Source organism: Planomicrobium soli (genome assembly GCF_003014655.1).
Lineage (GTDB): Bacteria > Bacillota > Bacilli > Bacillales_A > Planococcaceae > Planococcus > Planococcus soli_B.
This window is the reverse complement of sequence record NZ_PYAT01000016.1, coordinates 41963-53981: the sequence shown is the minus strand read 5'-3', so window position 1 is coordinate 53981 and position 12019 is coordinate 41963. Positions and strand designations below refer to the sequence as shown.

Genomic DNA, 12019 nt, shown 5'->3' with positions numbered 1-12019 from the left:
TGGTCGTGGGGGATGACAAGATCATAAAGGGCGGCATAAGGACTGGGTTTCATGGACGGTCTGTCTGGCATCATGGTTATCCCTCCTTGAAGTTAAAACCAGTATACAACAAAAAAAGCACCAAATTTCTAAAATCAGAAATTCGATGCTTTTTCTTAGGGTTTTTCAGTGGCCTCAAAAAATTGACATTGCTTTTTCTTTAAACTCGAGATGCAGTTGCTTTTAACGATTCAAATTCACGTACTGAACAATGAACAAAATGGCCTGGAGTAATTTCTCTCATTTGGACATCTTCACCTTCTGCATAGCTGTGAACTGCAGGGTCATACGATTTCCGTACACGATTACGTTCATAGTCTGGATCCGGCAGCGGTATTGCTGACAAGAGGGATTGAGTATACGGATGCATCGGATTTTTGTACAAATCTTCTGCCGGCGCAAGTTCCACCAGCTTGCCAAAATACATAACGCCGATACGATCTGAAATATATTTTACCATCGATAAATCATGGGCAATAAACAGATACGTTAATCCTTTTTCTTCTTGAAGCTCTTTCAGTAAATTGACCACTTGAGCTTGGATAGAAACGTCAAGAGCAGAAATCGGCTCATCTGCAATGATAAAGTCCGGATCAACTGCAAGTGCACGCGCAATACCAAGACGCTGGCGCTGTCCACCTGAAAACTCGTGAGGGTAACGGTTCGCGTGTTCTTTGTTCAATCCTACTGTTTCCAGTAAATCGAAAACCATTTTTTTTCGTTCCGCCGGATTTTTTGCTAAACCATGGATATCGATACCTTCTGCAACGATATCCATAACTTTCATACGCGGATTCAATGATGCGTATGGATCTTGGAAAATCATCTGCATTTTGCGATTGAATTTTTTCAAGTCCTTCTTCGACTTTTTGCCGTGAACATTTTCACCTTCGAAAAATACATCTCCAGAAGTCGCATCGTACAAACGGATGATTGAGCGTCCAGTCGTCGATTTCCCGCAACCTGACTCCCCAACTAATCCTAATGTCTCTCCTTTATAGATATCAAAGCTAATATCATCTACAGCGCGGACTTCGTTTGCTTTCCCAACGTTAAAATGTTGCTTTAAATTTTTGATTTCCAGTAACTTTTCAGCCATTACACTCTGCTCCCTTCATAATATCTGCTTCCCGGGAACTTCTTCATACGCTCAATAACAGTTGCCGGAGGCTCGACCCGAGGGGCATCCGGATGCAAGAGCCATGTTGCTGCATAATGGGAATCGCTGACTTTGAAAAATGGAGGATTTTGCTCCATATCAATCTGCAAAGCATACTCACTCCGAAGCGCAAACGCATCTCCTTTTGGCGGAGAAAGCAAATCTGGCGGAGTTCCTGGAATAGCGTATAATTTCGCATCCTCGGCGTCCAGAGAAGGCATTGAACTCAGCAAGCCCCATGTATACGGATGTTGAGGATTGTAGAAAATTTCATCTACTGTACCGATTTCTACAATTTTCCCACCATACATTACCGCTACCCGGTCAGCTACGTTAGCCACAACTCCAAGATCATGCGTAATGAAGATGATGGATGTGTCAATTTTCTTTTGAAGATCTTTCATGAGCTCTAGAATCTGCGCTTGGATAGTTACATCCAATGCCGTTGTCGGCTCATCTGCAATCAGAATTTGCGGATTACATGCAAGTGAAATCGCAATAACAATCCGCTGGCGTTGTCCACCTGAAAATTGGTGCGGATATTGTTTCATCCGCAGTTCCGGTTTAGGCATCCCTACAAGCCGCAACAAGTCAATTGCCACTTTTTTCGCTTCTGCTTTGCTGATTTTTTGATGCTTTAAAAGCGGCTCTGTAAGCTGACGTCCAATAGGCATGGTCGGATTCAAAGAAGTCATCGGATCTTGGAAGATCATAGCAATTTCTTTTCCGCGGATTTTTTGCATTTCCTTATCCGTTAATCTAGTCAAATCGCGTCCGCCGAACAAAATTTCTCCATTTTTGAATTCAGCAGAATGCTCCGGCAATAAGCGCATAATGGATTTAGTAGTTACCGATTTACCTGAACCGGACTCCCCTACAATTGCCAGCGTCTCACCTTTATATAAATCAAAGTTAACTCCGCGGATAGCTTTTACTTCGCCTGCAAACGTGTTGAAGGAAAGCTCCAGATCTTTAACTTGTAGAATTTTCTCCATTTCAGTCTTTCCTCCTTAATCTTTCATCTTAGGATCAAGAGCATCACGAAGTCCGTCACCGATCAAGTTGAAGGCGATCATGATTAAACTCAAGACAACAGCAGGAATCGCAAGAATATGCGGTTGGTATTGAAGCAACTTGTAACCATCGTTGATCAACGTACCAAGCGACGCGTCTGGTGCCTGTAATCCCAATCCAATGAAGCTTAAGAATGCTTCAAAGAAAATAGCGCTAGGAATAGTGAACATAGTATTGATGATGATAATGCCAAGAACGTTCGGCATTAAATGTTTCCAGATAATGCGGCTGTCGCTTGCCCCTAATGTTCTAGCCGCCAACACAAACTCTTGGCTCTTGAATTTCAGTACTTGCCCACGGACCACACGGGACATTCCGGTCCAACCGGTAATGGTCAAGGCGATGATGATGGCCAAGATTCCAGGATCCATAACTAAAATAAAGAGAATTACTACAACAAGATTCGGAATACCTGTAAGAATTTCAACGATGCGCTGCATGATATCATCCACGCGGCCGCCGAAATAACCCGAGATCCCTCCGTATATTACGCCAATGATCATATCGATTGCAGCAGCAACAAACGCAATAAATAAGGAAACTTGAGTTCCTTTCCAAACACGGGAGAACATATCACGCCCGAGTCCGTCAGTACCGAACCAATAATTCACTTCAACTTTCTTCAATTCATATAAGTCTACTTCTTTGCCTCCAAGTTTTCCTACTCCATCGAAAATACCAAGATTTTCAATGACCGGAATTTTCGGCGGTAAATTTGCATGTGTAATCGTTTGAGCATTCGGCTCATACGGACTGATGACTGGACCGAGGAAAGACATAAACAAAATTAAAGCAAATAGAACTAAACTAACAAGGGCACCTTTGTTCTTCCGAAGACGATACCAGGCATCTTGCCAGAAGCTTACACTTGGTTTTGAGATGCGCTCAGCTTGCTCCGCACTCACAGTAATGCGTTCAAAAGAACCTTTTGGTAACTTTTCAAGATTTTGAGTCATTAACTTTTACCTCCTGAAAGACGAATCCGAGGATCAATGATGCCGTATAGAATATCTACTATTAAAATAACGACGATCAAGAACACGGAGAAGAAAATAGTTGTTCCCATGATAACTGAGAAGTCGCTGACCATGATGGATTTAACGAATTGTTCCCCGATACCAGGAATTGCAAAAATTTGTTCTACTACTAGAGATCCTGTGAGGATACCTACAGCCATTGGCCCAAGAACCGTAATAAGCGGAATCAAAGCATTGCGGAATGCATGCTTGAATGCAATTTCAGAACCGCTTGCCCCTTTTGCACGCGCTAATGTAATATAATCCGAACCTAAAACTTCAATCATTTCCGTACGGATAAATCGCGCTGCTGTTGCAAGCGGGAACATGGCAAGTGCAATAGATGGCAATACACTCGACATGAAGCCATCTTTCCAAAGTGCGACCGGGAACCATTCTAATTGTAATGCAAAGTAATATTGAAGCAAGGAGGCGAAGACAAAGGATGGAATCGAAATACCAACGATTGCTACCAAGGTACTGGAATAATCAATCCAAGTGTTTTGGCGCAAAGCTGCAATCATACCAAGCAATACACCGATTACAGTACCTAAAACCATGCCTTGGAAACCGATTTGAGCTGATGGCCCCATGCGGCTTATAATAACGTCAGTTACATTAGCACCTTTGAATTGGTTAATGGATATGCCCAAATCTCCTTGTGCCAGGCCTAGCATATAATCAAAATACTGAACCGGTAGCGGTTTATCAAGACCGTATCTTGCTTCTACAACTGCCCTTTGTTCAGGAGATAACTTATCAGCGGAAGCGATAGGGGAACCTGGTAAAATCTTCATCAGGAAAAAAGTGAATGTAGCGATCAACGCTAAAGTAATCAACATATATATTAAGCGCTTACCAATATATCGTGCCATACTAGCACCTCCAAAAATGATTAGTTCTATTATACAAGCATTCTGTTTATTGCAACAGTTTCGCTTGTTTTTTTCTCTAGTTAGCAGAAAATGTTTAATTTTCCGTGAATTTTCATACATTATAAAAGAGAGTATATGCACTTTAGCAGTGATATACTCTCTTGTTATTTTGTTACAATGGCAAGTTCAACTTATTCTTTTCCAGAAATGTAAGCCCATTTGTAGCTGTAATCTCCACCGAATGGGTGAGAAGCAATATCATGTACATATGGCTTTTGAAGTGACATCAAACCACGTTGGTAGATTGGCGCGATTGCCGCATCTTCTTCAAGCATGATTTTCTCTGCCTCAGCCATAGCATTCCAGCGGCCAGCAGCATCTTGTGCTAGTTCGCCTTTAGCTTGTTCAATCAATTTATCAAACTCTTCGTTTGAGTAGCCCATGTGGTTATGAGAAGAACCAGTTACGAACAAGTCAATGAATGTCATTGGATCTTGGTAATCTGGACCCCATCCAGAAGTCTGGATTTCATAGTCTTGTTTCTCGTCAAGCTCTAAGCGAACTCCGAAAGGAACAGCTTTAAGTTTTACTGTCAAACCTTCAAGGTTTTCCTCAAGTTGAGCTTTCATGTATTCGTCCATAGCTTTTGCTGTTTCAGTATCTCCGCCAAGCAATTCAAGAGATACTTCAGTCAAGCCTTCTTCTTCCAAACCTTGAGCCCAAAGTTTTTTCGCTTCTTCTGCATTGAAAGCAAGCATTTCATTTCCATTTACTTCGCGGAAATCTTTGTTGTTTTCATCAAAAGTGAATTCTGTTGGCACCAAATAGTTAGCAGGAAGTGATCCGTTCGCAAGAACGACGTCAACTAGGTCTTGCTTGTTGAAAGCCATAGCGATGGCTTTACGGATGTTTACGTTAGCAAGTGGAGTTTTTTCTCCGTTGCGTTCTTGGTTAAATTTCAAGTAGAAAATAGTAGGTTCTAGTTCTTTAACAACTTCTTCGTTGTCAGCGTATTGCAATGCAAATTCACCAGAAAGACCAGCGCGGTCTTTTTCGCCAGAGTTGTACAGGTTAACTGCAGTAGCAGGTTCTTTTACAACATCGACATTGATCGTATCAAGTTTAACTGTTTCTGCGTCCCAATACTCAGGGTTTTTCTCTAATGACCAAGTTAGGCCAGTGCCATCCCAGTTTGCAAGTTTGAATGGTCCGTTAGAAAGCAAGTTTTCAGAGTTTGAAGCGTAAGCGTCGCCTTTTTCAGTAACGAATTTCTCGTTTTGCGGATAGAATGTACCGAATGACATTAGTGAAAGGAAGTATGGAGTTGGACGCTCAAGAGTTACCTCAAGAGTTTTTTCGTCAACTGCTTTTACTCCTAATTCTGCTTTGTCCATATCGCCGGCAGCAATCTTGTCAGCATTTTTAAGTGTACCAGCCATCATGTAAGGACCATAAGGAGATCCAGTTGCTGGGTCGATCGCACGCTGCCAAGAGAATACGAAGTCTTGAGCTGTTACAGGCTCACCGTTATCCCATTTAGCATCACGCAATTTGAAAGTGTAAGTCAAGCCGTCTTCGCTGATTGTTGGTTCGCCTTCAGCAATAGCAGGCTCAGCGATATTTTCTTGGTTCAAACGGTAAAGCCCTTCGTTAACATTGTTTAAAATGTTAAATGCTACAGAGTCTTCAGCGATTGCCGAATCCATGCTTGGAATTTCAGCGCTTTCCATCAAGTTCAATACTTGTTCTGCATCTGGTTCGCCTGAAGCACCGCTTTCTGTTGTTCCTTCTTCTGTTTCTGTTTCTTTTTCTGTAGAAGTTTCAGAGCTAGAATCTCCTCCGCCGCCGCAGGCAGCTAAGAAGGCACTAAGAACTAAAACTAGGCTAAGTAGCCAAAATAACTTGCTGTTCTTCACTTGATTGACCCCCTTAAATTTTCTGAAAACTTGGTACACTGTTAATTATACATATTCTTTTTTTATTGTACAGTACTTTTTTAAAATCATATTCACTATTGTAACAATAGTATGACATTAATATTTCAGCGAAATAGCGTAATAATGGGATTTATAAGCCCTTGACATTTTTTAAAAAAACCTGATTTTTTTTGATTTTTTCTTAAAATTCATCTAAAATAGATGAGAAATGAGGGGTGGGAATATTGAAAAAAACATTAATTGGAATAGCTGTAGTTCAAATCCTTATTTTTGTAACGATCTTTTTTCGGTCCGAAAATCTATCATTATTGTCCTATATTAATAATTCCTTTATTTATGGGGGCATAATAGTATTTTTGGGTTTATGGACTTTTGTAATCCGCACTGGAGTTTTTGATATATTCACCATGAGCATGAGAAAAGTCTTTAAAGCCAAAAGCACTATAGAAGATGATGAAATGAGGCCACCATCAGAACTTCTTAGTTTTTCAAGTGCTCCGTTTCTGATTATCGGATCTGTTACGTTACTTTTAATGGGGCTGATGCTTGTAATTTATGAGTTATAAACATTGCACAAAAAATATTTCCTGTATTATAATAGCAAATATAATCAAGCGATGATAAAGAAGAGTAAATGCGGTTCCTTCTATAAAGAGAGTCTGTGGTCGGTGGAAACAGATGTTGGGCTGTATTGAATGGGCTTTTGAGCTGAACTGGTGAAATAACAGTAGCCAGTTCCGTGATCTTCACGTTAAGAAGAAGAGTGGCCGGTGACGGCAACTAGGGTGGTACCGCGGAAAACACATCATTCGTCCCTTTTTTAGGGATGTGTGCTGTGTTTTTTATTATGAGGAGGAATTTGGATGAAAAAAATCTTTTCAGGTGTTCAGCCTACCGGTACCGTTACACTAGGAAACTATATTGGCGCTTTCAAACAGTTTACAGAATTACAGGACGAGTATGAATGCATTTTCTGTATCGTTGACTTGCATGCAATCACAATGCCGCAAGACCGGCTAGAACTTAGAAAAACGATTAAATCGCTTGCTGCCCTATACCTTGCGGCTGGAATTGATCCAGAAAAAGCTACATTGTTTATTCAATCGGAAGTTCAGGCCCATGCACAAGCCGGCTGGATGATGCAGTGCATTTCAACAATTGGCGAGCTTGAGCGAATGACTCAGTATAAAGACAAGTCAGCTAAAAACACTTCCGTTTCGTCCGGGTTATTGACTTACCCGCCTTTGATGGCCGCAGATATTTTACTGTATCAGACGGACGTGGTCCCTGTAGGCGATGATCAAAAACAACATATCGAGTTGACTCGGGATTTGGCAGAACGCTTTAATAAAAAATTCAATGATGTTTTGACAATACCTGAAATACGCATTCCTAAAAATGGGGCGCGCATCATGTCTTTACAAGATCCTGCAAAAAAGATGAGCAAATCAGACACGAATAAAAAAGGAGTAATCTCGCTCCTCGATGATTTGAAAACAATTGAAAAGAAAATAAAGAGTGCTGTGACCGATTCAGAGGGCATTGTGAAGTTTGATCCCGAAAACAAACCTGGTGTTTCAAATTTGTTGACTATCGAAGCTGCCTTAACCAATACAAGCATTAAAGATCTCGAAAAAAAATACGAAGGACTAGGCTACGGCGACTTTAAAGCTTCAGTTGCACAGGCAGTTACAGATCATCTTGCGCCAATCCAAGAACGTTATAACGAATTGGTGAATTCGGAAGAACTCGACGTTATTTTGGATCAAGGTGCAGAAAAAGCCGAGGCGCTTGCCAACAAAACACTCAAAAAAATGCAAAACGCTATGGGCCTTGGCCGCAAGCGCAAATGATGAAAAAAAGAGGTTGCATAGGCAGCCTCTTTTTTTGGGCACAATCTAGCCATCATTTGAAAAATATACTGGCGCCTGTAGGTTAGGAGCAAAATGAGGGTCTTATGTTTTACTCTTTCCCTGAAATATATGCCCATTTATAGCCGAATTGTCCACCGAAAGGGTGCTTGACAATACCTTTCACATACGGCTTCTGAAGAACCATTGAACCAAATTGAAAAACTGGCGCAATAGCTGCGTCTTCCTCAATCAATATTCTTTCGGCTTGCGCCATTGCATCCCAACGTGCAGCAGGATCCATTGCCAGCTGGCCTTTCGCTGATTCAATTAGCGCATCAAACTCACTATTCGAATAAGACATCCGATTTTGCAGGGAATCCGTCACAAACAAATCCAAGTATGTCATTGGATCTTGATAATCAGGTCCCCAAGCGGCACTTTGCAGCTCATAGTCTTGAGCTTCATCAAGTTCCAGCCTCACATTAAACGGCACTGCCTTAAGATTGAGGGTCAATCCATCCAAATTTTGTTCCAATTGATTTTTTATATATTCATCAACTATTTTTGCAACTGCAATGTCATCTCCAAGAAGTTCAAGCGTCAGTTCATTTAGCCCCTCTTCTTCCATCCCCTGTGCCCAAAGTTTTTTCGCTTCTTCTGCATCAAATTCCAGCATTTCTTCATTTGTGCTTCGGAAATCGTTGCCCTGTTCATCAAAAATAAAATCAGATGGAACAATATAATTTGCAGGAACGGCACCATCCGCTAACAAACTATCTGTCAGTTCTTGCTTGTCGAATGCTTTTGCGATAGCTTTGCGAATTTTTTCATTCGCTAATGGCGTTTTTTTGCCATCCCTTTCCTGATTGAATTTCATGTAAGCAATTGCCGGATCTTTTTCCTTGATTATCTCAGGGCTGTCGCTGTATTGTCTTGCAAATTCTCCAGTCAAAACTGCACGGTCCTTTTCGCCTGAATTGTAGAGATTCACTTCTGTATTTGTGTCTTTAACAACATCAAAATTAATTTTATCAAGGGTTACCGCTTTACTATCCCAATACTCCGAATTTTTCTCCAATGACCAGGAAGTGCCTGTACCATTCCAGTTCTTTAAGAGAAAAGGGCCATTGTATAAGATGTTTTCCGAATTAGAAGCATAGTCTTCACCTTTTCCAGCCACAAAATCTTCTTGTTGAGGGAAAAAGGTCGGAAAGGCCATTAAAGACATAAAATATGGAACTGGACGTTCCAAGGTAATAATAAGTGTCCGATCATCTGCCGCTTCAATGCCAAGCTCCGTTTTATTCATCTCTCCCGCTGCTATGGCTTCTGCATTTTTTATAGTCCCCGCCATCATATATGGCCCATAAGGCGATCCAGTTTCCGGATCAATTGCCCGTTGCCAAGCAAATACAAAATCTTGCGCTGTAACTGGAGTTCCATCCGACCAATTGGCGTTGCGCAGCTTAAAAGTATAAACCAATCCATCTTCACTGATTTCCGGTTTCCCTTCAGCAATTGCAGGTTCAGCAGTGTTTTCTTGGTTCAAGCGATAAAGCCCTTCGTTAACATTAATTAAAAGATTGAAACCAGCAACATCTCCAGCAATAGCAGAGTCCATCGTCGGAATTTCTGAGTAATCTACCAGATTTAATTCTTGTACTGTATCCGGTTCGCTTGGGACATCGCCGCTTGGATTGGCTTCCCGCTCTTGAGAAGCTTTGCTCTGTTCATCCTTTCCGCTGCATGCTGCTATTATTAAACTGACAGCCAAAACCAGCAATAAAAATAATCTGTGATTCTTCATTGGAAAAGCCTCCTCTTTCAAGTTTTAATTATGTAAGACTTTTAGGCAGGCTTTTCCTTTTTCTTGCTTCGAAACAATAAAAAGCCTGCAGCTGCAGGCCCTTTTATTTCTTATTCTTTTCCGGAGATAAACGCCCACTTATATGCATAATTCCCGCCGAACGGGTGAGCGACAATCCCTTTTACGTATGGCTTTTGAAGTGACATGTGGCCCCGCTGGTATGTTGGCGCAATCGCTGCATCTTCTTCAAGCAAAATTCGCTCTGCCTGTGCCATCGCATCCCATCGAGCAGCAGCATCTTGTGCCAGCTCTCCTTTTGCAGATTCAATCAATGCATCAAACTCTTTATTCGAGTATGACATTTTATTTTGAGGAGAGTCGGTTACAAATAGATCCAGAAAAGTCATCGGATCTTGATAGTCGGGTCCCCATCCAGCGCTTTGGATATCATAGTCCTGGGCTTCATCAAGTTCTAAACGTACTGCGAAAGGAACAGCTTTAAGCTGGACAGTCAAGCCTTCCAAATTTCCTTCTAATTGGGATTTCATATATTCATCCAAATTTTTTGCGGTTTCTGTGTCTCCACCAAGAAGTTCCAAAGTCAATTCGGTCAATCCTTCTTCTTCTAAACCTTGCGCCCATAAGGTTTGTGCTTCAGTTGCGTTAAACGCCATCATATCGCCATTCACTTCCCGGAAATCGGCTTGATTTTCATCAAAAGCAAATTCCACTGGAACCAAGTAATTGGCAGGAAGTGAACCGTCAGCTAAAACCACATCTGTCATGTCTTGTTTATTGAAAGCCATGGCAATGGCTTTTCGAATATTGACGTTTGCCAAAGGAGTTTTTTCTCCATTACGCTCTTGATTGAATTTCAAATAAAATGTACTTGGATCAAGTTCTCTCACCACTTCTGGATCTTGCGCATATTGCAACGCAAATTCACCAGACAATGTAGCACGATCTTTTTCACCCGATGTATAGAGATTCACAGCGGTGCTCGGTTCTTTCACAACATCGAAATCGATTTTCTCTAGCTGCACTGTTTCGGCATCCCAATATTCCTGATTTTTCTCCAGTGACCATTTAAGGCCAGTGCCGTCCCAATCAGTCAATACGAATGGGCCGTTGTACAAAACATTGTCAGAGTTCGAAGCATAATCATTGCCCTTTTCTGTTACAAAGGCTTCTTTTTGTGGAAGAAATGTACCAAATGACATTAAGGAGATAAAGTAAGGAACTGGCCGTTCCAGTGTTACTTCCAATGTTTTGTCATCAATTGCCTGCACCCCTAGTTCCGCTTTATCCATCTCACCTGCTGCAACTTCTGTCGCGTTCTTGATTGTCCCTCCCATCATATATGGACCGTAAGGCGAACCAGTTTCCGGATCTACTGCCCGTTGCCAAGCAAAAACAAAATCCTGCGCTGTAACCGGACTGCCGTCTGACCAATTTGCGTCTCTCAAAGTAAATGTGTAAGTCAAACCATCTTCGCTAATTTCCGGTTCGTTTGCAGCCATGGCCGGTTCGGCTATGTTCTCTTCATTTAAGCGGAAAAGCCCTTCGCTAACATTATTCAAAATGTTAAACGTGACTTCGTCTTCCGCTATCGCCGAATCCATAGTTGGAATTTCTGCCCGCTCCATCAAATTCAGTTCTTGCACTGCATCCGGTTCACCCGTTGCCCCTTCTCCTCCAGTGCCTCCGGTTTCCGTCGGTTCAGAACTAGTGTCGCCTCCGCCACTGCAAGCAGCCAAAATACTTCCCAAAACTAAAATTAGGACTAGCAAAACCATGATTTTGCCGTTCTTCACTTGAAAAACCTCCTATTTTCAGAAAATTACATCTACCATTAGTTTACATCTTATTAAAGTAATTTAATAGTAATTATTTGTTTTTTTAATTATTTTATATTAATTATTTGATAATACCATTCTCTCTCTTTCTCTAGTCAAATAAAGTTTCTTCTATATATATGCAAAAAAAAGAAGGTGCAGCGACTCCTGCATCTCCTTTAATTTTAATAATATGTGTGTACTATTCTATAAATACTTTAACTTACGTTTTACCTGCAGCAAACCATTTTTCTTTTGCGATCTTCCATTAAGCAAAATAACCGTTTATAGAAATTAAAGACTCCTTAAGTTATCTTTTTTACCTATTAAACTGAGTTATTGCGTAATAATCCAAAAAAAGTTTGCCCCTCCTATAAAACTTAAAAAAAGAGCTGCGAAATCGCAGCTCCTTTTTATCTAACTC

Annotated in this window: 9 protein-coding genes and 1 other annotated feature; of the genes, 2 read left to right on the top strand and 7 right to left on the bottom strand. The window is 41.2% G+C overall.

The features are described 5' to 3' along the window. Positions 1-199: 199 nt before the first annotated feature. The 5 genes from B0H99_RS15620 to B0H99_RS15600 form a co-directional block, all read right to left on the bottom strand. Complete coding sequence (locus B0H99_RS15620; RefSeq protein ID WP_106534615.1) at positions 200-1138, bottom strand: ABC transporter ATP-binding protein; 939 nt, start codon at positions 1136-1138, stop codon at positions 200-202. Next, positions 1138-2193 carry an ABC transporter ATP-binding protein gene (locus tag B0H99_RS15615; RefSeq protein WP_106534614.1) on the bottom strand — a complete coding sequence of 352 codons (1056 nt, stop codon included), beginning with the start codon at positions 2191-2193 and terminating at the stop codon, positions 1138-1140. The genes B0H99_RS15620 and B0H99_RS15615 overlap by 1 nt, the downstream gene beginning before the upstream one ends. A 15-nt stretch (positions 2194-2208) precedes the next feature. After that, a complete protein-coding gene (gene opp3C / locus B0H99_RS15610) occupies positions 2209-3228 on the bottom strand; it encodes an oligopeptide ABC transporter permease (protein WP_106534613.1) in 1020 nt (339 codons plus the stop codon). Continuing rightward, positions 3228-4163: an oligopeptide ABC transporter permease gene (opp3b, locus tag B0H99_RS15605; RefSeq protein WP_106534612.1), complete on the bottom strand. Its 936-nt coding sequence runs from the start codon at positions 4161-4163 to the stop codon at positions 3228-3230. The genes opp3C and opp3b overlap by 1 nt, the downstream gene beginning before the upstream one ends. Positions 4164-4354: 191 nt before the next feature. Beyond that, entirely contained in the window at positions 4355-6079 is a 1725-nt protein-coding gene (locus tag B0H99_RS15600; protein WP_106534611.1) for a peptide ABC transporter substrate-binding protein, read from the bottom strand. Between the two features lie 245 nt (positions 6080-6324). On the opposite strand from B0H99_RS15600, the gene B0H99_RS15595 reads away from it, so the two are divergent. Together B0H99_RS15595 and trpS are read left to right on the top strand one after the other, a co-directional pair. Continuing rightward, positions 6325-6666 (top strand): DUF3899 domain-containing protein, encoded by a 342-nt coding sequence (locus B0H99_RS15595; RefSeq protein ID WP_106534610.1) that lies wholly within the window; start codon positions 6325-6327, stop codon positions 6664-6666. A 42-nt stretch (positions 6667-6708) separates the two neighbouring features. Then, positions 6709-6920, top strand: a binding site (T-box leader). Between the two features lie 43 nt (positions 6921-6963). After that, entirely contained in the window at positions 6964-7953 is a 990-nt protein-coding gene (gene trpS, locus B0H99_RS15590) for a tryptophan--tRNA ligase (protein ID WP_106534609.1), read from the top strand. Positions 7954-8062: 109 nt separating this feature from the next. Here the strand turns inward: trpS and B0H99_RS15585 are convergent, their stop codons facing one another. Beyond that, entirely contained in the window at positions 8063-9760 is a 1698-nt protein-coding gene (locus B0H99_RS15585; RefSeq protein WP_106534608.1) for a peptide ABC transporter substrate-binding protein, read from the bottom strand. Positions 9761-9870: 110 nt separating this feature from the next. Further along, on the bottom strand, positions 9871-11574 hold the full coding sequence (locus tag B0H99_RS15580; RefSeq protein WP_106534607.1) for a peptide ABC transporter substrate-binding protein: 1704 nt from the start codon (positions 11572-11574) through the stop codon (positions 9871-9873). Positions 11575-12019 lie beyond the last annotated feature (445 nt).

What these genes read in the sequence shown, in the direction of transcription:
- trpS (WP_106534609.1), top strand. Translation starts at nt 6,964, where the DNA reads ATGAAAAAAATCTTTTCAGGTGTTCAGCCTACCGGTACCGTTACACTA.
- opp3b (WP_106534612.1), bottom strand. Translation starts at nt 4,163, where the DNA reads ATGGCACGATATATTGGTAAGCGCTTAATATATATGTTGATTACTTTA.
- B0H99_RS15585 (WP_106534608.1), bottom strand. Translation starts at nt 9,760, where the DNA reads ATGAAGAATCACAGATTATTTTTATTGCTGGTTTTGGCTGTCAGTTTA.
- B0H99_RS15615 (WP_106534614.1), bottom strand. Translation starts at nt 2,193, where the DNA reads ATGGAGAAAATTCTACAAGTTAAAGATCTGGAGCTTTCCTTCAACACG.
- opp3C (WP_106534613.1), bottom strand. Translation starts at nt 3,228, where the DNA reads ATGACTCAAAATCTTGAAAAGTTACCAAAAGGTTCTTTTGAACGCATT.
- B0H99_RS15620 (WP_106534615.1), bottom strand. Translation starts at nt 1,138, where the DNA reads ATGGCTGAAAAGTTACTGGAAATCAAAAATTTAAAGCAACATTTTAAC.